Origin of the sequence: Agrobacterium sp. CCNWLW155, from assembly GCF_036888815.1 — a bacterium.
Lineage (GTDB): Bacteria > Pseudomonadota > Alphaproteobacteria > Rhizobiales > Rhizobiaceae > Agrobacterium > Agrobacterium radiobacter.
In genome coordinates this window covers 91,289-117,030 of record NZ_JBAKFW010000009.1, presented here as the reverse complement: position 1 = coordinate 117,030, position 25,742 = coordinate 91,289, and the positions used below count along the sequence as shown (strand labels likewise).

General features: G+C 60.0%; 25 protein-coding genes. 22 read left to right on the top strand and 3 right to left on the bottom strand.

Translation table 11 applies throughout. The annotated features are described in order from the left end of the window. The first annotated feature begins 51 nt into the window (after positions 1 to 51). From tsaD to V6S97_RS22300, 5 genes are all read left to right on the top strand, one after another. Positions 52 to 1,149: a tRNA (adenosine(37)-N6)-threonylcarbamoyltransferase complex transferase subunit TsaD gene (gene tsaD, locus V6S97_RS22320; protein ID WP_080866472.1), complete on the top strand. Its 1,098-nt coding sequence runs from the start codon at positions 52 to 54 to the stop codon at positions 1,147 to 1,149. Next, a complete protein-coding gene (locus tag V6S97_RS22315) occupies positions 1,149 to 2,132 on the top strand; it encodes an NAD(P)H-dependent glycerol-3-phosphate dehydrogenase (RefSeq protein WP_003504996.1) in 984 nt (327 codons plus the stop codon). The genes tsaD and V6S97_RS22315 overlap by 1 nt, the downstream gene beginning before the upstream one ends. A gap of 90 nt (positions 2,133 to 2,222) precedes the next feature. Continuing rightward, a complete protein-coding gene (locus tag V6S97_RS22310) occupies positions 2,223 to 2,516 on the top strand; it encodes a YciI-like protein (protein WP_334427764.1) in 294 nt (97 codons plus the stop codon). Between the two features lie 6 nt (positions 2,517 to 2,522). Then, the gene (locus tag V6S97_RS22305; protein WP_003504993.1) at positions 2,523 to 2,966 is read left to right on the top strand and encodes an EVE domain-containing protein; all 444 of its coding nucleotides are present in this window, start codon (positions 2,523 to 2,525) and stop codon (positions 2,964 to 2,966) included. A gap of 7 nt (positions 2,967 to 2,973) precedes the next feature. Continuing rightward, positions 2,974 to 3,618 carry a class I SAM-dependent methyltransferase gene (locus V6S97_RS22300; RefSeq protein WP_112278019.1) on the top strand — a complete coding sequence of 215 codons (645 nt, stop codon included), beginning with the start codon at positions 2,974 to 2,976 and terminating at the stop codon, positions 3,616 to 3,618. A gap of 54 nt (positions 3,619 to 3,672) precedes the next feature. Here the strand turns inward: V6S97_RS22300 and V6S97_RS22295 are convergent, their stop codons facing one another. Then, positions 3,673 to 4,053 (bottom strand): hypothetical protein, encoded by a 381-nt coding sequence (locus tag V6S97_RS22295; RefSeq protein WP_060725400.1) that lies wholly within the window; start codon positions 4,051 to 4,053, stop codon positions 3,673 to 3,675. A 306-nt stretch (positions 4,054 to 4,359) separates the two neighbouring features. Here V6S97_RS22295 and sdhC point away from each other — a divergent pair, with 306 nt between their 5' ends. From sdhC to V6S97_RS22215, 16 genes are all read left to right on the top strand, one after another. Then, the gene (gene sdhC, locus V6S97_RS22290; protein ID WP_003504990.1) at positions 4,360 to 4,752 is read left to right on the top strand and encodes a succinate dehydrogenase, cytochrome b556 subunit; all 393 of its coding nucleotides are present in this window, start codon (positions 4,360 to 4,362) and stop codon (positions 4,750 to 4,752) included. 11 nt (positions 4,753 to 4,763) lie between these two features. After that, a complete protein-coding gene (gene sdhD / locus V6S97_RS22285) occupies positions 4,764 to 5,144 on the top strand; it encodes a succinate dehydrogenase, hydrophobic membrane anchor protein (RefSeq protein ID WP_003504989.1) in 381 nt (126 codons plus the stop codon). Positions 5,145 to 5,151: 7 nt separating this feature from the next. Continuing rightward, entirely contained in the window at positions 5,152 to 6,993 is a 1,842-nt protein-coding gene (gene sdhA, locus V6S97_RS22280; protein ID WP_334427763.1) for a succinate dehydrogenase flavoprotein subunit, read from the top strand. A 15-nt stretch (positions 6,994 to 7,008) separates the two neighbouring features. Beyond that, positions 7,009 to 7,788 carry a succinate dehydrogenase iron-sulfur subunit gene (locus tag V6S97_RS22275; protein ID WP_003504987.1) on the top strand — a complete coding sequence of 260 codons (780 nt, stop codon included), beginning with the start codon at positions 7,009 to 7,011 and terminating at the stop codon, positions 7,786 to 7,788. A gap of 205 nt (positions 7,789 to 7,993) precedes the next feature. Continuing rightward, a complete protein-coding gene (locus V6S97_RS22270; protein ID WP_003504986.1) occupies positions 7,994 to 8,536 on the top strand; it encodes a protease inhibitor Inh/omp19 family protein in 543 nt (180 codons plus the stop codon). 92 nt (positions 8,537 to 8,628) lie between these two features. Continuing rightward, positions 8,629 to 9,792 (top strand): cell division protein ZapE, encoded by a 1,164-nt coding sequence (gene zapE / locus V6S97_RS22265; protein WP_003504985.1) that lies wholly within the window; start codon positions 8,629 to 8,631, stop codon positions 9,790 to 9,792. Between the two features lie 178 nt (positions 9,793 to 9,970). Then, a complete protein-coding gene (gene mdh, locus V6S97_RS22260) occupies positions 9,971 to 10,933 on the top strand; it encodes a malate dehydrogenase (protein WP_003504984.1) in 963 nt (320 codons plus the stop codon). A gap of 31 nt (positions 10,934 to 10,964) precedes the next feature. After that, entirely contained in the window at positions 10,965 to 12,158 is a 1,194-nt protein-coding gene (gene sucC / locus V6S97_RS22255) for an ADP-forming succinate--CoA ligase subunit beta (protein WP_003504983.1), read from the top strand. Between the two features lie 18 nt (positions 12,159 to 12,176). Then, the gene (gene sucD, locus V6S97_RS22250) at positions 12,177 to 13,079 is read left to right on the top strand and encodes a succinate--CoA ligase subunit alpha (protein WP_003504982.1); all 903 of its coding nucleotides are present in this window, start codon (positions 12,177 to 12,179) and stop codon (positions 13,077 to 13,079) included. Between the two features lie 174 nt (positions 13,080 to 13,253). Next, a complete protein-coding gene (locus tag V6S97_RS22245) occupies positions 13,254 to 16,250 on the top strand; it encodes a 2-oxoglutarate dehydrogenase E1 component (RefSeq protein WP_003504981.1) in 2,997 nt (998 codons plus the stop codon). A 53-nt stretch (positions 16,251 to 16,303) separates the two neighbouring features. Next, positions 16,304 to 17,527, top strand: a complete 1,224-nt coding sequence (gene odhB / locus V6S97_RS22240; protein WP_060725403.1) for a 2-oxoglutarate dehydrogenase complex dihydrolipoyllysine-residue succinyltransferase — start codon at positions 16,304 to 16,306, stop codon at positions 17,525 to 17,527. Between the two features lie 22 nt (positions 17,528 to 17,549). Next, complete coding sequence (locus tag V6S97_RS22235; RefSeq protein ID WP_334427762.1) at positions 17,550 to 17,960, top strand: MAPEG family protein; 411 nt, start codon at positions 17,550 to 17,552, stop codon at positions 17,958 to 17,960. A gap of 10 nt (positions 17,961 to 17,970) precedes the next feature. Then, complete coding sequence (locus tag V6S97_RS22230; RefSeq protein WP_003504977.1) at positions 17,971 to 18,612, top strand: LysE family translocator; 642 nt, start codon at positions 17,971 to 17,973, stop codon at positions 18,610 to 18,612. Positions 18,613 to 18,678: 66 nt separating this feature from the next. Continuing rightward, positions 18,679 to 20,085, top strand: a complete 1,407-nt coding sequence (lpdA, locus tag V6S97_RS22225; RefSeq protein WP_003504975.1) for a dihydrolipoyl dehydrogenase — start codon at positions 18,679 to 18,681, stop codon at positions 20,083 to 20,085. A 127-nt stretch (positions 20,086 to 20,212) separates the two neighbouring features. Beyond that, positions 20,213 to 20,713 carry a cytochrome b gene (locus V6S97_RS22220; protein ID WP_113083164.1) on the top strand — a complete coding sequence of 167 codons (501 nt, stop codon included), beginning with the start codon at positions 20,213 to 20,215 and terminating at the stop codon, positions 20,711 to 20,713. A gap of 79 nt (positions 20,714 to 20,792) precedes the next feature. After that, a complete protein-coding gene (locus V6S97_RS22215; RefSeq protein ID WP_334427761.1) occupies positions 20,793 to 21,281 on the top strand; it encodes a DUF2867 domain-containing protein in 489 nt (162 codons plus the stop codon). Here the strand turns inward: V6S97_RS22215 and V6S97_RS22210 are convergent. Both V6S97_RS22210 and V6S97_RS22205 read right to left on the bottom strand, forming a co-directional pair. Then, positions 21,265 to 22,362: a TraB/GumN family protein gene (locus V6S97_RS22210; protein ID WP_334427760.1), complete on the bottom strand. Its 1,098-nt coding sequence runs from the start codon at positions 22,360 to 22,362 to the stop codon at positions 21,265 to 21,267. The two genes, V6S97_RS22215 and V6S97_RS22210, sit on opposite strands and share 17 nt — an antisense overlap. A gap of 80 nt (positions 22,363 to 22,442) precedes the next feature. Next, complete coding sequence (locus V6S97_RS22205) at positions 22,443 to 23,390, bottom strand: tyrosine recombinase XerC (RefSeq protein ID WP_080866465.1); 948 nt, start codon at positions 23,388 to 23,390, stop codon at positions 22,443 to 22,445. 121 nt (positions 23,391 to 23,511) lie between these two features. On the opposite strand from V6S97_RS22205, the gene V6S97_RS22200 reads away from it, so the two are divergent. Beyond that, complete coding sequence (locus V6S97_RS22200) at positions 23,512 to 25,728, top strand: primosomal protein N' (protein WP_099085838.1); 2,217 nt, start codon at positions 23,512 to 23,514, stop codon at positions 25,726 to 25,728. Positions 25,729 to 25,742 lie beyond the last annotated feature (14 nt).

Here is a 25,742-nt window from a genome sequence, read left to right as displayed (position 1 = left end):
GAGTTGTCTTAGACCAACTCAGCGCATGATCGCAATGAACGAACAGATTTGATGACCCCCTTTCTTCGTATCCTCGGCATAGAGACAAGCTGTGACGAAACCGCTGCATCCATTGTGGTTCGGCATGCGGACGGGCGCGGCGAGATCGTCTCCGACGTCGTTTTGTCGCAGCTGGAGGAACACAGCGCCTATGGCGGCGTCGTGCCGGAAATTGCCGCGCGCGCCCATGTCGAGGCGCTGGACACGCTGGTGGAAGAAGCGCTGGAGCAGGCAGGCGTGACCCTTGCCGATGTCGACGCCATCGCCGCCACCTCCGGTCCCGGCCTCATCGGCGGTCTGCTGGTGGGGCTGATGACGGGCAAGGCCATCGCCAAGGCGGCGGGCAAGCCGCTCTACGCGATCAACCATCTGGAGGGCCACGCGCTGACGGCGCGGCTGACAGACGGTTTGTCTTTTCCCTATCTGATGCTGCTGGTTTCCGGCGGCCACACCCAGCTGGTGTTGGTGCGCGGTGTAGGCGACTATGAGCGCTGGGGCACCACCATCGATGACGCGCTGGGTGAAGCCTTCGACAAGACCGCGAAACTTCTGGGCCTGCCCTATCCCGGCGGTCCTGCGGTCGAGAAGGCGGCGGCGAAGGGGGATCCCAACCGCTTTCCGCTGCCGCGTCCGATGGTCGGCGAAGCACGGCTCGATTTTTCCTTTTCCGGCCTGAAGACAGCGGTGCGGCAGGCGGCGACCGCCATCGCGCCGCTTTCGGAGCAGGATATTGCCGATATCTGCGCCTCCTTCCAGAATGCGGTGTCGCGCACTCTCAAGGATCGCATCGGCCGTGGCCTTGCGCGTTTCCGCCAGGAGTTTCCGCAGCTGGAGACCCAGCCTGCGCTGGTCGTGGCTGGCGGTGTCGCCGCCAACAAGGAAATCCGCCAGACCCTGCAGTCGCTTTGCGATATCAATGGCTTTCGCTTTGTCGCGCCGCCGCACCGGCTCTGCACTGACAATGCTGCGATGATCGCCTGGGCCGGACTGGAGCGGATGGCCGATGGCAAGGAAGCCGATCCGCTTGAAATTCCGCCGCGCTCGCGCTGGCCGCTGGATGGCAGCGCGGAAACATTGATCGGTTTCGGTAAGAGGGGAGCCAAGGCCTGATGCAGCGGGAAAAAATCGTCGTCATCGGCGCCGGCGCCTTCGGAACCGCGCTAGCCGTCGTCATTGCGCTGGAAAACCGGCATGATGTGACCCTGCTCGGCCGCGATCCGTCTCTGATGGCTGACCTCAGGAGCGATCGCGTGCACGAGGCGGCCCTGCCGGGTGTCGACCTTCCGGATGCGCTTGAATTTTCTGCCGAGCCTGATGTGCTTGCCGGTGCCAGCATTGTGCTCTTCGCCATGCCGTCTCAGGCCCATGCCGATGCGGCCCGTCACTATGGTCCTTATCTGGCTAATGACTCTATCATTGTCACCTGCGCCAAGGGCATCGACCGCAGTTCCGGCCGTCTGCTGACGGAACTTCTGGAAGCGGAACTGCCACATCACCCGATTGCGGTTCTGTCCGGTCCGGGCTTCGCGGCCGATATTGCCCGTGGCTTGCCGACGGCCATGGCGATTGCGGCGGAAGATGCTGCCATTGCCGAACGGCTGGCAACCACGATTTCCGGCAGGACCTTCAGGCTTTATGCCTCCACCGACCGCATCGGTGTGCAGCTTGGTGGCGCGCTGAAGAATGTTCTCGCCATTGCCGCCGGCATCGTCGAAGGCGCGGGCCTTGGCGATTCCGCCCGGGCGGCGCTGATCTCGCGCGGGCTTGCTGAAATGTCGCGTCTCATCGTCGCCATGGGCGGCAAGGCGGATACGGTGCGCGGCCTCTCGGGCCTCGGCGATCTGGTGCTGACCGCCACAAGCCATCAGTCGCGAAACCTGCGTTTCGGCATCGCGCTTGGCCGGGGTGAGGGCAAGGACATGTCCGGCGGGCTGGTGGAGGGCGCTTTTGCGGCTGCCGTCGCCGCCCGACTCGGAGAAAGTCACGCTGTCGACATGCCGGTTACCGAAGCGGTGGCCGCCATCATCGATGGCAATCTGGATGTGGCGAGCGCCATGCAACAATTGATGACACGGCCGATCACCACCGAATGAGGGTGGTGCGGTCGAACAATATTTTACGCATGTCTTGGTCCCAAAACCGCTGACACTTTTTGGGAGACATGCTCCAGCGAGGAGACGAAAATGCTGTTTGCCTTTATCTGCAAGGACAAGCCCGGCCATCTGAACGTGCGCATGGAAACGCGCACGGCGCATCTGGAACATCTGAACAGGCTGAATGCCGAGGGCACGTTGAAGATCGCCGGTCCGTTTCTCGATGCCGAAGGCAAGCCGAATGGCAGCCTCGTCATCGTGGAAGCTGCCGATATCGATGCGGCCAAGGCCCTTGCCGATGCCGATCCCTATGCAAAAGCCGGCCTGTTCGAAAGCGTCGATGTGAAGCCCTATAATTGGGTCTTCAACAATCCGGGAGCGTGACCGGACATGGCAAATTACTGGCTTTATAAGTCCGAGCCGTTCAAATGGTCCTGGGAAATGCAGAAGGCCAAGGGCGAGGCCGGCGAAGAATGGACCGGCGTGCGCAACTATCAGGCCCGCAACAACATGCGGGCCATGAAGATCGGCGACAAGGGTTTCTTCTACCACTCCAATGAAGGGCTGGATGTCGTCGGCATCGTCGAAGTCTGTGCGCTGTCGCATCCGGACTCGACCGCTGAAGGCGATCTGAAGTGGGATTGCGTCGATATCCGCGCGGTTTGCGATATGCCGCAGCCGGTTTCGCTGAAGGATGTGAAGGCCAATCCCAAGTTGGAAAAGATGTCTCTCGTCACCTCCATGCGGCTTTCCGTGCAGCCGGTGACGGAGGAGGAATATCTTGAGGTTTGCCGCATGGGCAACCTCGCCAATCCACCGAAATCACCGGACTAATGCTTCGGTGAGGACCGATCCCGAACGCTTCATTCTCGACAACACCGGCATCATGCGCCCGCCGCATGTGCCGGAATTGCGTCTTCATCTTGCCACGGAGGCTCATGAGCTGTGGCTGAAGACGGAGGAGGAGCTGGAAGCGATCGGCCTGCCGCCGCCCTTCTGGGCCTTCGCCTGGGCCGGCGGGCAGGGGCTTGCCCGCTATGTTCTCGATCATCCCGATCGCGTTTGCGGCAGGCGCGTGCTGGATTTCGCCAGCGGCTCCGGCCTGGTCGCTATTGCTGCGGCAAAGGCGGGCGCCAGCGCGGTTCTGGCGGCCGATATCGATCCGTGGACAGAGACGGCCATTCGGCTGAATGCGGCTCTCAATGAGGTGGACATTGCCTTCACCGGACTTGATCTGGTCGGGAAGCCGGTCGCTACGGATGTTCTGCTGGCCGGCGACGTGTTTTACGATCGCGCCTTTGCCGATCTTCTCGTGCCGTGGTTTCGGGAACTGACGGAAAAGGGCGTGAGCGTGCTCGTCGGCGATCCGGGGCGGGCCTATTTGCCCAAAGAGCGGCTCCGGGCGGAGGCGACCTATCAGGTGCCGGTGACGCGGGCGCTGGAAGACAGCGAAGTGAAGAAGACCACCGTCTGGCGTTTTATCTGATCAGTGCATCGCACATTTGCAGTAAAACCGCGTCATGCTTTCGCCGGAAATACTTTAGGGCCGGATAATGCAGACGCCATGTTCATAGGCGCAGGCGTCGTCAGCGGTTTCGGCACGGACATTGATGATCTTCGCCTTTGGCGCAAGCTGCGAGCCTCTTGTGAGCGTTGCGCCTTTCCGTGAAAGCCCGCCGCCAATTGCGAAATAATTGCCATTGCCACGAACGCGCAGCGCCGATATCGCGCCCACATAAGTGCCACCGGAGAGGGTGGATGGCAGCCCGTCCGTTGAGAAGCTCACCTGCGATTGACGATGTTGATAATGATGCTGATAATCACGGCGACCATAATAATCATCTGCCGCCGCCGGAGGCATTACTGTGAAAATGACGCCTGCCACCATCATGGTTAAAGCAGCGATTCGGCGCTGTAACATGAGCCTCATTCTCCGGATTTTCCTCATTAACAAAAGGTAAATTACACGATTCATGAATTACGTAAAGGTAAATATTTTGAGGGCGTAAATCTTGGAAACGCTCGATTTTTTATTTTGACGCAAAAAAATTCCAAAAAAAATTCGTGAACCAATCGATTAAATTGGAATCGGCCATGAAATGTGCTTGTGGTGATGCTCCCATGTGATTAAACGTCGCGGTTGGTGCAATGCACATTCTTTCGTCATGTGCTGTTGCTTGGGGGCGTCCTGTCTGATGGGCGCACGGGAAAACGCCGCGAGGTTCTGATGGCGAATGCGACTAATAACCGGCCTCTGTCGCCGCATCTTCAAATTTACAAGCCGATTCCGACGATGGTTGCTTCCATCGTGCACCGCATCACAGGCGGCGCGCTTTATTTCGGAACGCTTCTGGTTGCCTGGTGGCTGATCGCAATCGCCTCAGGTCCTGCCTATTACGACTGGGTCAACTGGGCGATGGGTACGATCATCGGCAGACTCATCCTGATCGGATATACCTGGGCTCTCGTGCACCACATGCTGGGCGGGCTTCGCCACTTCATGTGGGATCTGGGCTACGGCTTCGAAAAGCACTTTACCACCAAGCTGGCAAAGGCCTCGTGGGTGGTGTCGATCTGTCTGACCGCGCTGATCTGGGTCATCGCCCTGATCGTGCGCTGAGGAGATTTTTCATGGATATGCGTACACCTCTCGGAAAGGTTCGCGGTCTCGGCTCCGCCAAGGAAGGCACCGACCATTTCTTGCGCCAGCGCGTCACCGCGGTTGCCAACGTTCCGCTGCTGATCTTCTTCGTGATCTTCCTCATCAAATATGCCGGCGCGCCCTATCCGGAAGTCGTCGCCGCGCTGTCGAACCCGCTTGTTGCGGTCATCATGGCTCTGGTGCTGGTGTCCGGCCTCATTCACATGAAGCTCGGCATGCAGGTCATCATCGAAGATTACGTCCACGCCGAGGTTTCGAAGCTCGTTCTTCTGATGCTCAATACGTTTTTCGCGATTCTGATTGGCGGCCTTTCGATCTTCGCCATTCTGAAAATCGCATTCGCAGGATAAGTCCGCCATGGCATCGATCAGTTCACCTTCCCAGAATGGCAAGGCCTACACCTATGTCGATCACTCCTATGACGTGATCGTGGTGGGCGCCGGTGGCGCGGGTCTGCGCGCAACGCTCGGCATGGCGGAACAGGGTTTCCGCACGGCCTGCATCACCAAGGTTTTCCCGACGCGCTCCCACACGGTTGCGGCGCAGGGCGGCATCGCGGCCTCGCTCACCAACATGACGCCCGACTGTTGGCAGTGGCACCTTTACGACACCGTAAAGGGCTCCGACTGGCTGGGTGACGTTGATGCGATGCAATATCTCGCCATGGAAGCGCCGAAGGCGGTCTATGAGCTTGAGCATTACGGCGTGCCTTTCTCGCGTAACGAAGAAGGCAAGATCTACCAGCGCCCCTTCGGTGGCCATATGCAGAATTACGGTGAAGGCCCGCCGGTGCAGCGCACCTGCGCCGCTGCTGACCGTACCGGCCACGCCATCCTGCACACGCTTTATGGCCAGTCGCTGCGCAACAATGCGGAATTCTTTATCGAATATTTCGCGCTCGACCTCATCATGTCGGCAGACGGCCGTTGCACGGGCGTCGTGGCGTGGAACCTCGATGACGGCACGATCCATCGCTTCTCCGCCAAGATGGTGGTTCTCGCGACCGGCGGTTACGGCCGCGCCTATTTCTCGGCGACCTCTGCCCACACCTGCACCGGTGACGGCGGCGGCATGATTGCCCGCGCCGGCCTGCCGCTTCAGGACATGGAATTCGTGCAGTTCCACCCGACCGGCATTTATGGCGCAGGCTGCCTCATTACCGAAGGCGCGCGCGGCGAAGGCGGTTATCTCGTCAACTCCGAAGGCGAGCGCTTCATGGAGCGTTATGCGCCTTCGGCGAAAGACCTTGCCTCGCGTGACGTGGTGTCGCGCTGCATGACGATGGAAATCCGTGAAGGCCGCGGCGTCGGCAAGAACAAGGATCACATCTTCCTGCATCTCGACCACCTTGATCCGGCGATCCTGCATGAGCGTCTTCCGGGCATTTCCGAAAGCGCGAAGATTTTCGCCGGCGTCGACGTAACGCGCGAGCCGATCCCGGTCCTGCCGACGGTTCACTACAATATGGGCGGCATTCCGACCAACTATTGGGGTGAAGTGCTGAACGCCGATGCCAACAATCCGGAACGCATCGCGCCCGGCCTGATGGCTGTTGGCGAAGCCGGTTGCGCCTCGGTTCATGGTGCGAACCGCCTCGGTTCCAACTCGCTGATCGACCTCGTGGTCTTCGGCCGTGCCGCCGCAATCCGCGCTGCCCAGGTCATCGACCGCGATGCGCCGGTTCCGGCGCTCGACATTGCTGCCTGCGACAAGATCATGGAACGCCTCGACAGCCTGCGTTATGCCAACGGCTCCACGCCGACGGCGGTGCTGCGCGACAAGATGCAGCGCGCCATGCAGGACGATGCGGCGGTGTTCCGTACGCAGGAATCGCTCGAGAGCGGCTGCAAGCGTCTTTCCGCCATCTGGAAGGAACTGCCTGACGTCAAGGTCACGGACCGTTCGATGGTCTGGAACTCCGATCTGGTCGAAACGCTCGAGCTGCACAACCTGATGGCCAATGCGATCACCACGGTCTACGGCGCGGAAGCGCGCAAGGAAAGCCGCGGTTCGCACGCCCGTGAGGATTTCGTCGACGGTCCGTTCGCCGGTCGCGATGATGTGAACTGGCGCAAGCACACGCTTGCCTGGGTCAGCCCCGAAGGTGATGTCAAGCTCGACTACCGCCCTGTTCACACCGACCTGATCGCCGACGGCATCGATCCGAAAAAGATCGAGCCGAAGGCTCGCGTCTACTGATTTGAGGAACTGGATATGGTTGAACTAGCTCTCCCCAAGAATTCCCAGATCAGCGAAGGCAAAGTCTGGCCGAAGCCAGACGGCGCCAGGAACGTTCGCGAGTACCGGATCTATCGCTGGAACCCGGATGATGGCCAGAACCCGCGCATCGATACCTATTATATCGATGTCGACGATTGCGGACCGATGGTTCTTGATGCGCTTCTCTACATCAAGAACAATATCGACCCGACGCTGACTCTGCGCCGCTCCTGCCGTGAAGGCATCTGCGGTTCCTGCGCGATGAACATCGACGGCACCAATACGCTCGCCTGCACCAAGGGTATGGAAGAGATCAAGGGTACGGTTAAGGTCTATCCGCTGCCGCACATGCCTGTGGTGAAGGACCTCGTTCCCGATCTGTCGAACTTCTACGCCCAGCATCGCTCCATCGAACCCTGGTTGAAGACGGTTTCGCCGACGCCCGCCAAGGAATGGAAACAGAGCCACGAGGACCGCCTGAAGCTGGACGGTCTCTACGAGTGCATTCTCTGCGCCTGCTGCTCCACCTCCTGTCCCAGCTACTGGTGGAATGGCGACCGTTACCTTGGTCCCGCTGTTCTGCTGCAGGCCTATCGCTGGCTCATCGACAGCCGTGATGAGGCAACCGGCGAGCGTCTCGACAATCTCGAGGATCCGTTCCGCCTTTATCGCTGCCACACCATCATGAACTGCGCGCAGGCTTGCCCGAAGGGCTTGAACCCGGCCAAGGCGATCGCGGAAATCAAGAAGATGATGGTCGAGCGTCGCGTTTAAAGGCGATTCGCTGACAACGAAAAATCTATCGGGCCGCGGTCTCGACCGTGGCCCTTTTTACAACCCGGCGTGGGAAAATTCGGTAAAAATCGACCGAAATGGTAATTATCCCGGCCATCGCTTGCGCAAGATAAGGCTTTGGTAATAATTCAGCCTTCTTGTTTGATCATGATCTTTCCGGAAGCGAGAGAATCGGGAGCTTGATATGCAATTCAGATATGTGGTGACGGGCCTTGCGGTTGTGATGACTCTCGCCGGTTGCCAACGTACCTCCTACGATTACAACAACAACACCAGCAACAATCCCGGTTATACGCCGCCTTTGCAGGCGCAGCCGGTGCCTTCCGTCCAGTCCGGCGCTCTGCCGCCGCCCGGTGGCGCCACCGGCAGCCAGTTCCCGTCGGCACCTGCCTCGGCGGCCCCTGGCGGAACCAATGTTGCTTCCGCCGCTCCGCCGGCAGCCGCACTTGACGTTACCAAGGAATCCATGGTCGGCAACTGGCGCGTTTCCAATGGCGGCGCCAATTGCGACATGTTCCTGACGCTCACCAATCTCGGCAGCGGCTCGCGTGGCGGCACGCGCGGTTGCGCGGGCGAGTTGACGGCAATGGGGTCCTGGGAAGTGTCCGGCAAGATGGTTCTCTTCAAGAACCGCTCGGGTGACACGATCGGCCGCGTCTACAAGAGCGCCGATGCGCGCTTTGACGGCACGACCAATAGCGGCCAGCCGCTCAGCCTCAGCCGATGAGTCTTTCCGGTGCAGCCGGAACGCTCTTTTCGCTCTAAGCCTGTTCATTCGTCGCGGGTGCCTTTGTGCGCCCGCGCCCGAGGCGTTTATCCATGAAGCCTTTGCCTGATTACAATCATAGTGTCGTTGAACAGCTCAACGCATTGACGGCAGCTGGCACCTTGCAGGCCGATGCCGCCCAGCTTGGTGTGGCGGCGCATCTTGATCGTATCCTTGCGGATCTGAAGGCACGCAAGCCGGCCAAGAAGAAGAGCGCGCTGGGCTGGATGTTTGCGCGCAAGTCCGGGCCTGCCGCCTCCGTCAAGGGGCTCTATGTGTATGGCAGTGTTGGCCGCGGCAAGACGATGCTGATGGATATGTTCTACGAAATGGCGCCCGTCTCTTCCAAACGTCGCTGCCATTTTCATGAATTCATGGCGGATGTGCATAATCGTGTGCACGCGCATCGGCAGAAGCTGAAGAATGGTGAAACCAAACAGGCCGATCCCATTCCGCCAGTTGCGGCGGAGCTTCTGGCGGAAGCGGAGCTTTTATGCTTCGACGAATTTACGGTCACGGATATTGCCGATGCGATGATCCTCGCCCGGCTGTTCAGCGAACTCTTCGCCAATGGGTGCACATTGGTGACGACCTCCAATGTCGTGCCCGACAATCTCTACAAGGATGGTCTCAATCGCGGCCTTTTCCTGCCCTTCGTCGATCTGCTGAAGAAATATGTTGACGTGGTGACGCTGGACAGCCCCACCGACTACCGGATGGAGAAGCTGGAAAGCCTTCCGGTCTACGTCACGCCGCTCGACGGTTCGGCGGATCAGGCGATGGACATGGCCTGGCGGCACATGACCGGCGGTCATCTCGTTGCCCCAACGGAAATACCCATGAAGGGCCGCTCCATTCTGGTGCCACGCGCCAGCGGCCGGGTGGCGCGCTTTTCGTTTTCAGATCTCTGCGAGAAGCCGCTCGGGGCTTCCGACTTCCTGGCCATCGCCAATCGTTTCGATACGGTCTTCATCGACCATATCCCGCTGCTCAACGCGGACAAGCGGAACGAGACCAAGCGTTTCATTATCCTCATTGACGCGCTTTACGACCATAGCGTCAGGCTTTTCGCATCAGCCGCAGCCATGCCGGAAGACCTGCTCGGCAAACGCAAGGGAACCGAAGGTTTCGAGTTCGATCGTACCGCCTCGCGCCTGTTCGAGATGCGCAGCGCAGATTACCTGGCGCTTCATCACGAAAAGCGGCAGAAAGTTTGACACTTTCGTGACGCATTTTCTTACGTTTACGTAAGAAAATAATGATCTAAACGATTGAAAATATTCACCACAAAAGAATCTGTTGCCTATTTTAGCCAATGGGGCTAATCGGAGTGCGACAATTTGGCTGCCGGTTTGGCGCGGTGAAATTGAATTGAAGCTCAAGAGGAAGCATTCGATGGCTCGCAAAAAGATTGCACTTATTGGTTCTGGCATGATCGGCGGCACGCTGGCGCATCTCGCCAGCCTGAAGGAACTGGGCGATATCGTCCTCTTCGATATTGCTGACGGCATCCCGCAGGGCAAGGGTCTGGATATTGCCCAGTCCGGCCCGGTCGAAGGCTTCAATGCAAAGCTCACCGGCGCTTCCGATTACGCAGCCATCGAAGGTGCTGACGTCTGCATCGTCACCGCTGGCGTTGCCCGCAAGCCAGGCATGAGCCGCGACGATCTTCTCGGCATCAACCTCAAGGTGATGGAACAGGTCGGCGCCGGCATCAAGAAATATGCCCCGAACGCTTTCGTCATCTGCATCACCAACCCGCTCGACGCCATGGTCTGGGCGCTGCAGAAGTTCTCCGGCCTGCCGAAGAACAAGGTCGTCGGCATGGCCGGCGTTCTCGACAGCGCCCGTTTCCGCCTGTTCCTCGCTGAAGAATTCAATGTTTCGGTCCAGGACGTCACCGCCTTCGTTCTCGGCGGTCATGGCGATACGATGGTGCCGCTCGCCCGTTATTCCACGGTTGGCGGCATTCCGCTGACGGATCTCGTCAAGATGGGCTGGCTGACCGCCGAGCGCCTCGAGCAGATCATCCAGCGCACGCGTGATGGCGGTGCGGAAATCGTCGGCCTGCTCAAGACCGGTTCGGCCTACTACGCCCCGGCCGCTTCGGCGATCGAAATGGCTGAATCCTACCTCAAGGACAAGAAGCGCGTTCTGCCCGCCGCTGCCCACCTCTCGGGTCAGTACGGCGTTGATGATATGTATGTCGGCGTTCCCACCATCATCGGTGCCGGCGGTATCGAGCGCATCATCGAGATAGAACTCAACAAGGAAGAAGAAGCCGCCTTCCAGAAATCCGTCGGTGCCGTCGCTGGTCTTTGCGAAGCCTGCGTCAACATCGCTCCGTCGCTGAAGTAATAGCCTAGCGGCTCCAAACAGGGATTATTCCATGAATATTCACGAATATCAGGCCAAGGCTCTTCTGAAGGGCTACGGCGCGCCGGTTGCTGAAGGCGTCGCCATTCTCAAGGTCGAAGAAGCCGAAGCTGCCGCAAAGCAGCTTCCCGGCCCGCTCTACGTCGTCAAGAGCCAGATCCACGCTGGCGGCCGCGGCAAGGGCAAGTTCAAGGAACTCGGCCCCGACGCCAAGGGCGGCGTTCGTCTGGCAAAGTCGATCGACGAAGTCGTTTCCCACGCCAAGGACATGCTCGGCAACACGCTGGTAACGGCGCAGACGGGCGACGCCGGCAAGCAGGTCAACCGTCTCTACATCGAAGACGGCGCAGACATTGCCCGCGAACTCTACTGCTCGCTGCTGGTTGACCGTTCCGTCGGCCAGGTTGCTTTCGTGGTTTCCACCGAAGGCGGTATGGATATCGAAGCTGTCGCCCACGACACGCCCGAGAAGATTCACACCATCGCCATCAACCCGGAAAAGGGTGTGAGCGACGCCGACGTTGCCGCGATCTCCAAGGCTCTCGAGCTTGATGGTGTTGCTGCGGAAGACGCCAAGGCGCTGTTCCCGATCCTCTACAAGGCCTTCAATGAGAAGGACATGGCTCTCCTCGAGGTTAACCCGCTGATCGTCATGGAAAATGGCCATCTGCGCGTTCTCGACGCCAAGATGTCTTTCGATGGCAATGCGCTGTTCCGCCATGACGACGTCAAGGCGCTGCGCGACGAGACCGAAGAAGACGCCAAGGAAATCGAAGCCTCCAAGTGGGACCTCGCTTACGTGGCTCTCGACGGCAACATCGGCTGCATGGTCAACGGTGCCGGTCTCGCCATGGCGACGATGGACATCATCAAGCTTTACGGCAAAGAGCCGGCTAACTTCTGCGACGTCGGCGGCGGCGCCGGCAAGGAGAAGGTTGCTGCAGCCTTCAAGATCATCACGGCTGACCCGAAGGTCGAGGGCATCCTCGTCAACATCTTCGGCGGCATCATGAAGTGCGACGTCATCGCCGAAGGCGTGATCGCAGCCGTCAAGGAAGTCGGTCTCAAGGTTCCGCTCGTCGTGCGCCTCGAAGGCACGAATGTCGAGCTTGGCAAGAAGATCCTCAACGAGTCCGGCCTTGCGATCACCGCGGCTGACGATCTCGACGATGCGGCGAAGAAAATCGTCGCAGCGGTGAACGGCTAATTTGAAGGACCGGATATAATGTCGATTCTCGTCAATAAAGACACCAAGGTCCTCGTACAGGGCCTGACCGGCAAGACCGGCACCTTCCACACCGAACAGGCGCTTGCCTATTACGGCACGCAGATGGTCGGCGGTATTCACCCGAAGAAGGGTGGCGAAACCTGGACCGGATCGAAGGGCGAAAGCCTGCCGATCTTCGCGACGGTTGCTGAAGCCAAGGAAAAGACCGGTGCAGACGCATCCGTGATCTACGTTCCGCCGGCAGGTGCTGCGGACGCCATCATCGAAGCGATCGAAGCTGAGATCCCCTTCATCACCTGCATCACCGAAGGTATCCCGGTCATGGACATGGTTCGCGTCAAGGCTCGCCTCGACCGCTCCAAGTCGCGCCTGCTCGGCCCGAACTGCCCGGGTATCCTGACGCCGGAAGAATGCAAGATCGGCATCATGCCGGGCTCCATCTTCCGCAAGGGTTCGGTTGGTATCGTTTCGCGCTCCGGCACGCTGACCTATGAAGCCGTGTTCCAGACCTCCAACGAAGGCCTCGGCCAGACCACGGCTGTCGGCATCGGCGGCGACCCGGTCAAGGGCACCGAGTTCATCGACGTGCTGGAAATGTTCCTCGCTGACGAAGCCACGCAGTCGATCATCATGATCGGCGAAATCGGCGGCTCGGCTGAAGAAGATGCAGCACAGTTCCTGATCGACGAAGCCAAGAAGGGCCGCAAGAAGCCGATGGCCGGCTTCATCGCAGGCCGTACGGCTCCGAAGGGTCGCACCATGGGCCACGCCGGCGCTGTCGTTTCCGGCGGCAAGGGTGACGCAGAATCCAAGATCGCAGCCATGGAAGCGGCTGGCATCAAGGTTTCGCCTTCCCCGGCGCGCCTCGGCAAGACGCTGGTTGAAGTCCTCAAGGGCTGAGACCACATGACATCGGTACGGGCGGCGCGGCTTTAATGCCTCGCTGCCCGATGCCGCAAGAAGACAGACAGACGGCATACCGCCCCGGCGGCAGACAGCAGTAATCAAAGCGGCAGGCCGGCGAACGGCCCTAACGGCATCGAGGAGGCGGACGGATAAGTCCGCAAGAACACAATGGCAAGGCAAGAAGCGAACGAGCAGTTTCAGATCACGTCGTTTCTGGACGGCGCGAATGCAGCCTATATCGAGCAGCTCTATGCCCGGTACGAAGAGGATCCCTCTTCCGTGTCGCCGGAGTGGCAGAGCTTCTTCAAGGCGTTGTCCGATAATCCGGAAGACGTGAAGAAGGCGGCCAAGGGCGCCTCCTGGAAGCGCGCCAACTGGCCGATCCCGGCCAATGGCGAACTGGTATCCGCACTGGACGGTAACTGGGCCACGGTCGAAAAGGCCATCGAGAAAAAGGTTCAGGCGAAGGCTGAAGCCAAGAGCGCCGATACCGGCAAGCCGGTCAGCGAAGCCGAAGTGCTGCAGGCGACCCGTGACAGCGTTCGCGCCATCATGATGATCCGCGCCTATCGCATGCGCGGCCACCTGCACGCCAAGCTCGATCCGCTCGGTATCGCCGTTGCGGTTGAAGATTACAACGAGCTGTCACCGAAGTCCTACGGCTTCGAGGAAAGCGACTACGACCGCAAGATTTTCATCGATAACGTTCTCGGCCTCGAATATGCGACCGTGCGCGAGATGATCGATATTCTGGAGCGCACCTACTGCTCCACCATCGGCGTTGAATTCATGCACATGTCCAGCCCGGAAGAAAAAGGCTGGATTCAGGAACGCATCGAAGGTCCGGACAAGGGCGTTGCTTTCACGGCCGAAGGCAAGAAGGCCATTCTGTCCAAGCTGGTTGAAGCCGAAGGTTACGAGCAATTCCTCGACGTGCGCTTCAAGGGCACCAAGCGTTTCGGCCTCGATGGCGGCGAATCGCTGATCCCGGCGCTGGAGCAGATCATCAAGCGCGGTGGCCAGGACGGTCTGGAAGAAGTCGTGCTCGGCATGGCCCATCGTGGCCGTCTGAACGTTCTCACCAACGTCATGGGCAAGCCGCACCGCGCCGTGTTCCACGAGTTCAAGGGCGGTTCGTTCAAGCCTGACGACGTCGAAGGTTCCGGTGACGTGAAGTACCATCTCGGTGCCTCCTCCGACCGCGAATTCGACGGCAACAAGGTTCACCTGTCGCTGACGGCCAACCCGTCGCACCTTGAAATCGTCAACCCCGTTGTCATGGGCAAGGCCCGCGCCAAGCAGGACCAGCTGGCCAAGACATGGGACGGCGACATCATTCCGCTTTCCGAACGCGCCAAGGTGCTGCCGCTGCTGCTGCACGGCGATGCCGCCTTTGCGGGTCAGGGCGTGGTTGCCGAAATTCTCGGCCTTTCCGGTCTGCGCGGCCACCGCGTTGCCGGCACCATGCACTTCATCATCAACAACCAGATCGGCTTTACGACCAACCCGGCCTTCTCGCGTTCGTCGCCCTATCCGTCCGACGTCGCCAAGATGATCGAAGCGCCGATCTTCCACGTCAACGGTGATGATCCGGAAGCGGTTACCTATGCGGCCAAGGTCGCGACCGAATACCGGATGAAGTTCCACAAGCCTGTCGTCATCGACATGTTCTGCTACCGCCGCTTCGGCCATAACGAAGGCGATGAGCCGGCGTTCACGCAGCCGAAGATGTACAAGGTCATCCGTGGCCACAAGACGGTCGCGCGCATCTATGCCGACCGCCTGATCGCGGAAGGCCTGATGAACGAAGGCGAATTCGAGAAGATGAAGGCCGACTGGCGCGCTCATCTGGAACAGGAATTCGAGGCAGGCCAGTCCTACAAGCCCAACAAGGCCGACTGGCTGGATGGCCAGTGGTCCGGCCTGCGCGCCGCCGACAATGCCGATGAGCAGCGTCGCGGCAAGACCGGCGTGCCGATGAAGCAGCTGAAGGAAATCGGCAAGAAGTTGTCGACCATTCCGGAAGGCTTCAGCGCCCACCGCACGATCCAGCGCTTCATGGAAAACCGCTCGCAGATGGTCGAGACGGGCGAAGGCATCGACTGGGCAATGGCGGAAGCACTTGCTTTCGGTTCGCTTGTTGCCGATGGCCACAAGATTCGCCTTTCCGGTCAGGATTGCGAACGCGGCACCTTCTCGCAGCGTCACTCGGTTCTCTACGATCAGGAGACCGAAGAGCGTTATATTCCGCTCGCCAACCTTTCGCCGACGCAGGCCCGTTACGAAGTCATCAACTCGATGCTCTCGGAAGAAGCCGTCCTCGGTTTCGAATATGGCTATTCGCTTGCCCGCCCGAATGCGCTGACGCTCTGGGAAGCCCAGTTCGGCGACTTCGCCAACGGCGCGCAGGTAGTGTTCGACCAGTTCATCTCTTCGGGTGAACGCAAGTGGCTGCGCATGTCCGGTCTCGTCTGCCTTCTGCCGCATGGTTACGAAGGTCAGGGTCCGGAGCACTCTTCCGCCCGTCTGGAGCGCTGGCTGCAGATGTGCGCCGAAGATAACATGCAGGTAGCCAACTGCACGACGCCGGCCAACTACTTCCACATCCTGCGCCGTCAGGTGAAGCGCGACTTCCGCAAGCCGCTGATCCTGATGACGCCGAAGTCGCTGCTGCGTCACAAGCGCGCCACCTCTTCGCTGGCCGAGCTTGCAGGCGAGTCCTCCTTCCACCGTCTCCTGTGGGACGATGCTGAAGTCATCAAGGACGGCCCGATCAAGCTGCAGAAGGATTCGAAGATCCGCCGCGTCGTCATGTGCACGGGCAAGGTCTATTATGATCTGCTCGAGGAACGCGAAAAGCGTGGTATCGACGACATCTACCTGCTGCGTGTCGAACAGCTCTATCCGTTCCCGGCGAAGGCGCTCATCAACGAGCTTTCCCGTTTCCGCAATGCGGAGATGGTCTGGTGCCAGGAAGAACCGAAGAACATGGGTGCGTGGTCGTTCATCGATCCTTACCTGGAATGGGTTCTGGCGCATATCGACGCCAAGTACCAGAAGGTCCGTTACACGGGCCGTCCGGCTGCCGCCTCTCCGGCGACCGGCCTGATGTCCAAGCACCTGGCGCAGCTTGCTGCGTTCCTGGAAGACGCGCTGGGAGAGTGAGAACTCTCCCGCATCGCCCCGCAAAAAAGACACCTGAATAACGGAACTAGATCATGGCCACTGAAATCCGCGTACCAACCCTCGGCGAATCCGTCAGCGAAGCGACCGTAGGCACCTGGTTCAAGAAGGTCGGCGATACCGTCAAGGCCGACGAACCTCTCGTTGAACTGGAAACCGACAAGGTTACCGTTGAAGTCCCGGCGCCTGCGTCCGGCGTTCTCACCGAAATCGTTGCGCAGAACGGCGAGACCGTCGGTCTCGACGCGCTTCTCGGCCAGATCGCCGAAGGTGCCGCCGGCGCTGCAACCGCTGCACCTGCCGCAAAGCCTGCTGCGGCTGCCACACCGGCACCTGCCGCCGTTGCCGCTCCGGCAACCGGCTCCATGCCGCCGGCACCTGCCGCCGGCAAGCTGCTTGCTGAAAACAACCTGTCTGCCGATCAGGTTGACGGTTCGGGCAAGCGTGGCCAGGTTCTGAAGGGCGACGTTCTCGCTGCCGTCGCCAAGGGTGTTTCTGCACCCGCCGCTGCTCCGGTTGCCGCTGCTGCCCCCCGTCCGGTTTCGGCCGAACAGGATCAGGTTCGCGAAGAGCGCGTGAAGATGACCCGCCTGCGCCAGACGATTGCCCGTCGCCTGAAGGATGCGCAGAACACGGCCGCCATGCTGACCACCTATAACGAGGTGGACATGAGCGCCGTCATGGACCTGCGTAACCGCTACAAGGACGTGTTCGAGAAGAAGCACGGCGTCAAGCTCGGCTTCATGGGCTTCTTCACCAAGGCCGTGACCCACGCGCTGAAGGAACTGCCCGCCGTCAACGCTGAAATCGACGGCACGGACATCATCTACAAGAACTATTGTCACGTCGGCATGGCTGTCGGCACCGACAAGGGCCTCGTCGTTCCTGTCATTCGCGATGCCGACCAGCTCTCCATCGCAGGCGTTGAAAAGGAACTCGGCCGCCTCGCCAAGGCAGCGCGTGACGGTTCGCTCGGCATGGCCGACATGCAGGGCGGCACCTTCACCATCACCAATGGCGGTGTTTACGGTTCGCTGATGTCCTCGCCGATCCTCAATGCACCGCAGTCGGGTATCCTCGGCATGCACAAGATCCAGGAGCGTCCGGTCGCCATCGGCGGTCAGGTCGTCATCCGTCCGATGATGTATCTTGCGCTCTCTTACGATCACCGTATCGTTGACGGCAAGGAAGCAGTGACCTTCCTCGTTCGCGTCAAGGAAAGCCTGGAAGATCCGGAACGTCTGGTTCTCGATCTCTAAGACTAGATAGGGGAGAAGAGGGATGGAAAACCTGGCCGGCGGGAATGGACCTTTTGTGTTCCTGCTGGCGCTCAGCGTCATTCTTCTTCTCCTGCATATCTGCATTCAGGCCATGTCCGTCACGCGGGAAGTTGGTCTTGCCTGGAATGCGGGTACGCGTGATGCGCGTCCGGACCTCAAAGGGGTCTTTGCGGGACGCGCGCAGCGCGCCTCGGATAATTTTCGGGAAACCTATCCGGCTTTCGTCGGTCTGGTTCTCGCTCTTGCGATCGTCGGCGAGGCCTCCGGCTGGGGGCTGACGGGCGGCTGGATATGGACCGTGGCGCGCGTCGTCTACATCCCGCTTTATCTTGCAGGCGTTCCCTATATGCGGTCGATCGCGTGGGTCGTTTCCCTCGTCGGTCTGGTCCTCATGCTTGTCGCGCTGATCTGAGGTCGAGCTCATGCATCAATATCTCATCGAACTTGCATCCCTGATGGCGATCTTCTTTTTCGCGATCGTTTCTCCCGGGGCCGATCTGGCGATGGTCATGCGTCAGGCCATGGTGCACGGGCGCAAGCAGGCCATCATCACCAGTTTCGGTGTGGGAACGTCGCTGATGTTCCATGTCACCTATACGATCCTCGGACTTGGCCTCATCATTTCCCAGTCGATCTATCTCTTCAACATCGTCAAATGGCTCGGCGTCGCCTATCTGATCTATATCGGCATCAAGGCGCTGCGCGCTGGCAAGACCGAACTGCCGACCGCTGCTGAAGGCGAGGTTCGGGCCAAAAGCGGCCAGACAGGGCTCAAGGCCTTCACGCTCGGCTTCGCCGCCAATGCGCTCAATCCCAAACCGGTGTTTTTCTTCCTGTCGATCTTTTCGACGGTGGTTCACGCGCATACGCCGGTCGCCATCAAATTCGGATACGGGCTCGTCATGGCAAGCTGCCTCATCCTGTGGTTCGTCGGCGTCAGCCTGTTCATGACGACGCCACGCATGCGCGCGGCATTTCAGCGCGCCAGCCAATGGATCGACCGCACCAGTGGTGTGGTGTTCATCGCTCTCGGTATAAAACTCGCAACGGAAAAAGCGGCCTGAGTTTCAGGTCAAACGCAAGCAGGGCAATGATCCGCATCTTGCCCGACATCAATCAGGAAAACGAACATGGCATATGATGTAGTTGTAATCGGCACGGGCCCCGGCGGTTATGTTTGCGCGGTCAAGGCGGCACAGCTCGGCCTCAAGGTCGCCGTCATCGAAAAGCGCGCGACCTATGGCGGCACCTGCCTCAATGTCGGCTGCATCCCGTCGAAGGCGCTGCTGCACGCGTCCGAAACCTTTGCGCATGTTGCCCATGGCGTCGATACGCTCGGTATCGAAGTTGCTGCTCCGAAGCTGAACCTTGAAAAGATGATGGGCCACAAGGACGGCGTGGTGAAGGCCAATGTCGATGGCGTTTCCTTCCTGTTCAAGAAGAACAAGATCGATGCCTTCCAAGGCACCGGCAAGGTGGTTTCCGCCGGCAAGGTCGCCGTCACCAATGACAAGGGTGAGACACAGGAAATCGAAGCCAAGAACATCGTCATCGCCACGGGTTCTGATGTTGCCGGCATTCCGGGCGTTCAGGTCGATATCGATGAAAACGTCATCGTTTCCTCCACCGGCGCGATCGCCCTTTCCAAGGTTCCGGAAAAGCTGATCGTTGTCGGCGGCGGCGTGATCGGCCTCGAGCTCGGTTCGGTCTGGTCGCGCCTCGGCGCGAAGGTCACCGTTGTTGAATACCTCGACAATATTCTCGGCGGCATGGACGGCGAAGTCTCCAAGCAGGCGCAGCGTCTGCTCGCCAAGCAGGGTCTCGATTTCAAGCTCGGCGCCAAGGTGACGGCCGTTGAAAAGACGGGCGCCGGTGCGAAGGTGGTGTTCGAGCCAGTCAAGGGCGGTGCGGCTGAAACGCTGGAAGCAAACGTCGTGCTGATCTCGACCGGCCGCAAGCCCTACACTGAAGGTCTCGGCCTTGCCGAAGCCGGTGTCGTGCTGGACAGCCGCGGTCGCGTTGAAATCGACGGCCACTACAAGACCAATGTCGACGGCATCTACGCGATCGGCGACGTGGTGAAGGGCCCGATGCTGGCGCACAAGGCGGAAGACGAGGGCGTTGCTCTCGCGGAAATCCTCGCCGGTCAGCGCGGCCACGTGAACTACGACGTCATTCCGGCCGTGGTCTATACGCAGCCTGAAATCGCTTCCGTCGGCAAGACAGAAGAAGAACTGAAGGCCGCCGGCATCGCTTACAAGGTCGGCAAGTTCCCCTTCACCGCCAATGGCCGCGCCCGCGCCATGCAGGTGACGGATGGTTTCGTGAAGATTCTTGCCGACAAGGAAACCGATCGGGTTCTCGGCGGTCATATCGTCGGCTTTGGCGCTGGCGAAATGATCCACGAAATCACCGTGCTGATGGAATTCGGTGGTTCTTCGGAAGATCTCGGCCGCACTTGCCATGCGCATCCGACCATGTCGGAAGCGGTGAAGGAAGCAGCGCTGGCGACCTTCTTCAAGCCGATCCACATGTGATCGGTTTTGGAGCCCGCTGCTCCAACATTAAATTTCAGTCATCTGCCAAACCCCGGCTTGCCATGCAGGCCGGGGTTTTCCATACTCGCGCCATAGCCTGTCTAACCTTTTGATAAAAGGCAATAAAATGGCGTTTCCAAGTCAAGTTTCCTTTTCGGTTCCACAGCGCATCATTCACTGGGCGATGGCGCTTCTGATCTTCTTCAATCTGGTGTTTCCCGATGGTATGGAACATGCCTATCGGCTGATGCGGCGGGGCGAGACACTGACGCCGGAGCAGATTTCTTCAGCCAATATCCACGCCTATGTCGGTTTTGCCGTGCTGTTTCTTGCGGTTTTGCGCCTCTGTCTGCGCTTCTTCCAAGGCGTGCCGCCGCATCCCGCCGAAGAACCGCGACCGTTTCAGATCGCCGCGAAGGTGGCGCATTTCACCTTCTATGCCCTGTTTCTCGTTCTGCCCCTGTCAGGTATCGCCGCTTATTATTTCGGTGCGCAGTCGGCCGGGCAATTGCATTCCGGTCCCTTCAAGGCGCTGATGTGGGTGTTGATCGCCGGTCACGTCGGCGCCGTTCTGGTTCATCAGTTCTACTGGCGCACCAATGTCCTGAAGCGCATGACGCACGGCTAAGCGGCGGTTTGTCGCGTTCCCGGTTCCTTGGAAAAAGAGGAAGGTGGCCCTTGTCGCATGGTGCGGCCGGGGTTCAGGAATGCAGGATATCGAAGACATATTGCCGGGCGCAGACTGGCGGGATCGCTATCAGGGAGAGATGGTGACGCCGGAGCCGTCCTCTCTCGATGTAAGCAGGCTCCTTCTCGATCATCCTCCAGCGTGGATCAGCAGCCTTATGGCGCTTCGAAACCGTGTCGTATCGCTTTTCGGTTTAAGAACGGTCGAACTGGCGGCTGGCACGTCGGCGGGCGGTTTTCCCGTTCTTTCTTCCACCCAGGAGCGGACAGCGCTTGGCTTCGACGACCGCCATCTCGATTTCCGGATCGTTGTCGATCTTGAAGAAAAGGGGAACGGCCAGATGGTGATTGTCACCACCATCGTCAGGCGCAAGAACCTGTTTGGGCGGCTCTATCTTCTTGTCGTCGGGCCGTTTCACCGCCGCATCGTACCCGCGACGATGCGGCCCTTCTGCGCCAATGTCCGGCCCGTCAGCATCGGGCGTGAGCGGGTCAGTCAACCCGCGTGAGGGTGAAACCCTGGGCGCGCAGAAGTTCGACGACGCCTTCCTCACCGGGCAGATGCAGCGCGCCGACGGCCATGAAGACATTGCCCTTCGCAAGCTCTGGGGCTGCCCGTTCCGCCATGACGTGGTTGCGGTCGGTAATGATGCGCTGTTCGAAGGCGGCATAGCCCTGTTCGTTTTCAGCCGCGGGCTTCTTGGGGTCGAGGCTTTTCAGCATGGGCATGGTCATGCCGATATCGCCGGCGACGTAAAGATCGGTCATGGTCGTCATCACGTCATCCATGCGCTCACCGAGTTCCAGCGTCTCGATCAGCGCCTGAAGATGAAATTCCATCGGCAGTTCGGACATGGCCGTCAGCTGCTCAACCATGGTCTCCAGCCCGACAAGGCGTTTGCCGTCCGCAATCGCATCCTCGGCCAGCTTCTTGTCCAGAAAGGAAAGGCCGGTCGCCTTGCGGGCGAATTCGCAGGCGGGAAGGGCGACGAAGCTCGAAAGCATCCACGGCTTCATCCGCGAAACGGCATTCAGCGGGATGCCGCGTTCCTTGAGGCCTTTTTTGAGGCGGGCGATATTATCGGGCAACAGAATGTCGGTGATCGATTTGCCATCCAGAAACATGGTGAGCTCAGGCTTGCTCAGCAACGAAGTCGCGACCTTCTTGTCGTCAACGATTTCGTCCGACTCCACGATGACAGTCGCGGCTTTTTCAAAGGCGGGGCTGGCGGCGGCCGGCATTTCCAGAACACGCGGATCGGTGACATGCATGGTACCGAGAAGATAGGACGGCGCCGTGCCTGCCTTTTCGATACGCCAGAAATTACCCTTGCCGTTCGGGATCGCGGCCGCTTCCTGTTCGATCTTTGCGAAGCCTTCAGGATCGGTCTTGCGCATTTCCACGAGAATGTCATTGCCCGTGCACGTGATCTGCTGCTCTGCTGCTTCCGCTTGCCCCAGCGAAAGCAGGGTCATGAGCAGGATTGCAACGGCGGTGACATGCAGGGCCGCCAGCAGCCAGAGCAGGGCATCGCCGGTCTTGCCCATCAGGGTGGCGGTGAGATTTTGTGGTCTTATCAGGCTGTGCATCGGTCCAATCCGGTTGTCCTTCGCTTATAGAACGGCGGCTTGGATGTCTGGTTAATGATTATGGTTAACCATTTCCTGCTTCATGCGCGTGGGTGGGCATTGTCGTAGATTTCCAGCAATCTTGCGGTATCGACACCGGTATAGACCTGTGTGGTGGAAAGGCTGGCGTGGCCGAGCAGTTCCTGAATGGTGCGCAAATCCCCACCGCCGGCCAGAAGATGGGTGGCGAAGGAATGGCGCAACGCATGTGGCGTGGCGTTTTCCGGCAGGCCGAACGCGCCGCGCAGCTTCTGCATTTCCCGCTGGATGATGGCGGGCTGCAGCTTGCCGCCGCGTGCGCCGAGGAACATGGGCTCATCCGCTGACAGGGCATAGGGGCAGAGCTTCTTGTAGGCGTCGACCGCTTCCGTCACCACCGCCAGCAGGGGCACGATCCGCGTCTTGTTGCCCTTGCCGGTAATGCGCAGGCTGCGGGCACCGGGTGGGAAATCAGATGGCGTAAGACCCAGCGCCTCGGAAATGCGCAGGCCGCAGCCATAAAGCAGTGAGAGGACTGCCGCGTTGCGGGCGGCGATCCAGGGCTCTTCGTTCAATTGCGCCTCGGCAGTGGTGATTTTCAGCGCCTGCCGGTCGGTCAGCGGTTTCGGCAGGGATTTCGGCTGTTTTGGCGCGCGCATGGCAGCCGCGCCAGCCGCGTTGACGAGGCCATTTTTCTGCAGGTGGTGCAGCAGGGAGCGCAAGCCGGCCAGATGCCGGCCGAGCGATCGCGCGCCCGCACCCTCCTTGCGCCTGTTGGCCAGAAAGGCGCGAAGGTCCACCGGACGCAGATCGGCTATGTCGCTTATAGCCGCGGGCTTGCCGATGTAACCGGTGAGGAAAGTCAGGAACTGGCGGGTGTCGCGCTCATAAGCTTCGACGGTATTGTCCGCAAGTCGGCGTTCGCCGGCAAGGGCGGCGAGCCAGGACTGGCGCTCGTTCAGGAGATCGGGTTCAGCAAATGTCAGGATTTCGGTCACACGGCGCTCCATTCCATGTCTCGAAACTATGCGCTTATGATCAGCATTTGGTTAAGAGGTGGACTTTGGAAGGCGCGCCCACTACATCCGGGCGGTTTCCTTTTTCCTGTCGTCGGGGCATGGTCGCCACATCATGGCAAAAGATTCGTCCGATCTGTTTGGGGCTCTGTTTGACCCGCCGTCGCTCACGCGCACGGTGCCCGTTCTTGTGCCCATGCCGGCGCCCGGGCCCTACAGCTACGCCGTGCCTGAAGATATGGTGGTAGAAACCGGTTCCGTCGTTCAGGTGCCGCTTGGTCCCCGGCAAGTCTTCGGTGTGGTGTGGGACGATGCCGGCGAAAAGGGTGTCGATCCGAAGAAGCTGCGGCCCATCACCAAGAGTTTTGAATGCCCGCCGCTGAAGGCGGAGATGCGCCGTTTCATCGATTGGGTTGCCGCCTACACGCTTTCTCCGCCCGGTCTTGTGGCACGTATGGCGCTGCGTGCGCCTGCCGCCTTCGATCCCGAACCGATGATCGAGGGGCTGCGGCTGACCGAAGGCAGGCCGGAGCGCCTGACCCCCGCCCGCGAGCGGGTGATGGAGCTGGCAGCCGAAGGGCACGGATGGACGAAGAGCGGGCTTGCCCATGCCGCCGGCGTCTCGACCAGTGTCATCGATGGTCTTGTGAAACAGGGCGTGTTCGAGACGGTTTTTCTGCCGGCGCCGCCTGTCGTCGCCGAGCCCGACCCTGATTATGTGGAGCCGCGCCTGGAAGGCCCGCAGAAACAGGCCGCTTCGGAGATACTTGAAGATGTGCGCAAGGGTGGTTTTCACGTCTCGCTCATCGATGGCGTGACCGGTTCAGGCAAGACCGAGGTCTATTTCGAGGCGGTGGCCGAGACGCTGAAGCAAGGCAAGCAGGTTCTTATCCTGTTGCCGGAAATTGCTCTGACGGCAGCCTTTCTCGAGCGTTTTCAGGACCGCTTCGGCGCAAAACCGGCGGAATGGCATTCGGACCTGTCACCGCGCATGCGTGAAAAGGTCTGGCGGCAGGCCGTCACTGGTGAAGTGAAGGTGGTGGCCGGTGCGCGTTCGGCGCTTTTCCTGCCTTTCGACAATCTCGGTCTCATCATTGTCGATGAAGAGCACGACCCGGCCTACAAGCAGGAAGACCGCGTCTTTTATAATGCACGCGATATGGCCGTCGTCAGGGCGCGGATCGCCGAGTTCCCGGTCGTGCTGGTCTCGGCCACGCCGTCGGTGGAAAGTCAGGTCAACGGCAGTTCGGGACGTTATAACACCATTCACCTGCATACGCGTTTCGGCGATGCGGCGATGCCGGACCTGCATCTTGTCGATATGCGCCGCCATCCGCCGGAAAGGGGAGGGTTTCTCTCACCCGTCCTGCTGCGTGGTATCGGCAAGACGATCGAAAAGGGCGAGCAGGCGTTGCTGTTCCTCAATCGCCGTGGTTATGCGCCGCTGACGCTCTGCCGTGTCTGCGGCCACCGTTTCCAGTGCCCGCAATGTTCCAGCTGGCTGGTGGAGCACCGCTTCCGCAATCAATTGCAGTGCCACCAGTGCGGCCACAGCGAGCCGACGCCCGATCATTGCCCGGAATGCGGCACCTTCGATCATCTGGTGGCCTGCGGTCCCGGCGTGGAGCGCATTGCCGAGGAGGTGGAGAAACATTTCCCCGAGGCTCGCACAATCGTGCTCTCGTCCGATCTCATGGGCGTCAAGAGGTTGCGTCTGGAGCTGGAGGCCATCGTCAAGGGCGAGGCGGATATTGTCATCGGCACGCAGCTGGTTGCCAAGGGGCACAACTTTCCCCTTATGACGCTCGTCGGCATTGTCGACGCCGATCTTGGCCTTGCCAATGGCGATCCGCGTGCGGCGGAGCGAACCTTCCAGCTGCTTTCGCAGGTCACCGGCCGCGCCGGACGTACGGGTTTGAAAAGTCACGGCCTGTTGCAGACCTATCAGCCGCAGCATCCCGTCATGCAGGCCATCGTTTCTGGCGATGCCTCGGCCTTCTACGAACGGGAGATCGTGGAGCGGGAAAAGGCTGTTCTGCCGCCGTTCGGGCGCCTTGCCTCGATCATCGTTTCCGCCGATACGCGCGGGGAAGCGGAAACCCATGCACGTGGCTTGAGGGCCGCGGCCCCCCAGGTTACCGGCATCATGCTGCTCGGCCCGGCAGAAGCGCCGCTCGCGCTCATCCGCGGCCGCCACCGTTTCCGCCTCCTGGTGCACGGGCGGCGCAATTCCGACATGCAGTCTTTTCTTCGTACATTGCTGGCCAATGGTCCGAAGGAGCGGGGCAGCGTGCATGTGCAGCTCGATATCGATCCGCAAAGTTTCCTTTGAACTTCGCCGGCGAG

Coding starts and splice junctions, on each gene's coding strand:
- tsaD (WP_080866472.1), top strand. CDS start 52: ATGACCCCCTTTCTTCGTATCCTCGGCATAGAGACAAGCTGTGACGAA.
- V6S97_RS22315 (WP_003504996.1), top strand. CDS start 1,149: ATGCAGCGGGAAAAAATCGTCGTCATCGGCGCCGGCGCCTTCGGAACC.
- V6S97_RS22310 (WP_334427764.1), top strand. CDS start 2,223: ATGCTGTTTGCCTTTATCTGCAAGGACAAGCCCGGCCATCTGAACGTG.
- V6S97_RS22305 (WP_003504993.1), top strand. CDS start 2,523: ATGGCAAATTACTGGCTTTATAAGTCCGAGCCGTTCAAATGGTCCTGG.
- V6S97_RS22295 (WP_060725400.1), bottom strand. CDS start 4,053: ATGTTACAGCGCCGAATCGCTGCTTTAACCATGATGGTGGCAGGCGTC.
- sdhC (WP_003504990.1), top strand. CDS start 4,360: ATGGCGAATGCGACTAATAACCGGCCTCTGTCGCCGCATCTTCAAATT.
- sdhD (WP_003504989.1), top strand. CDS start 4,764: ATGGATATGCGTACACCTCTCGGAAAGGTTCGCGGTCTCGGCTCCGCC.
- sdhA (WP_334427763.1), top strand. CDS start 5,152: ATGGCATCGATCAGTTCACCTTCCCAGAATGGCAAGGCCTACACCTAT.
- V6S97_RS22275 (WP_003504987.1), top strand. CDS start 7,009: ATGGTTGAACTAGCTCTCCCCAAGAATTCCCAGATCAGCGAAGGCAAA.
- V6S97_RS22270 (WP_003504986.1), top strand. CDS start 7,994: ATGCAATTCAGATATGTGGTGACGGGCCTTGCGGTTGTGATGACTCTC.
- zapE (WP_003504985.1), top strand. CDS start 8,629: ATGAAGCCTTTGCCTGATTACAATCATAGTGTCGTTGAACAGCTCAAC.
- mdh (WP_003504984.1), top strand. CDS start 9,971: ATGGCTCGCAAAAAGATTGCACTTATTGGTTCTGGCATGATCGGCGGC.
- sucC (WP_003504983.1), top strand. CDS start 10,965: ATGAATATTCACGAATATCAGGCCAAGGCTCTTCTGAAGGGCTACGGC.
- sucD (WP_003504982.1), top strand. CDS start 12,177: ATGTCGATTCTCGTCAATAAAGACACCAAGGTCCTCGTACAGGGCCTG.
- V6S97_RS22245 (WP_003504981.1), top strand. CDS start 13,254: ATGGCAAGGCAAGAAGCGAACGAGCAGTTTCAGATCACGTCGTTTCTG.
- odhB (WP_060725403.1), top strand. CDS start 16,304: ATGGCCACTGAAATCCGCGTACCAACCCTCGGCGAATCCGTCAGCGAA.
- V6S97_RS22235 (WP_334427762.1), top strand. CDS start 17,550: ATGGAAAACCTGGCCGGCGGGAATGGACCTTTTGTGTTCCTGCTGGCG.
- V6S97_RS22230 (WP_003504977.1), top strand. CDS start 17,971: ATGCATCAATATCTCATCGAACTTGCATCCCTGATGGCGATCTTCTTT.
- lpdA (WP_003504975.1), top strand. CDS start 18,679: ATGGCATATGATGTAGTTGTAATCGGCACGGGCCCCGGCGGTTATGTT.
- V6S97_RS22220 (WP_113083164.1), top strand. CDS start 20,213: ATGGCGTTTCCAAGTCAAGTTTCCTTTTCGGTTCCACAGCGCATCATT.
- V6S97_RS22215 (WP_334427761.1), top strand. CDS start 20,793: ATGCAGGATATCGAAGACATATTGCCGGGCGCAGACTGGCGGGATCGC.
- V6S97_RS22210 (WP_334427760.1), bottom strand. CDS start 22,362: ATGCACAGCCTGATAAGACCACAAAATCTCACCGCCACCCTGATGGGC.
- V6S97_RS22205 (WP_080866465.1), bottom strand. CDS start 23,390: ATGGAGCGCCGTGTGACCGAAATCCTGACATTTGCTGAACCCGATCTC.
- V6S97_RS22200 (WP_099085838.1), top strand. CDS start 23,512: ATGGCAAAAGATTCGTCCGATCTGTTTGGGGCTCTGTTTGACCCGCCG.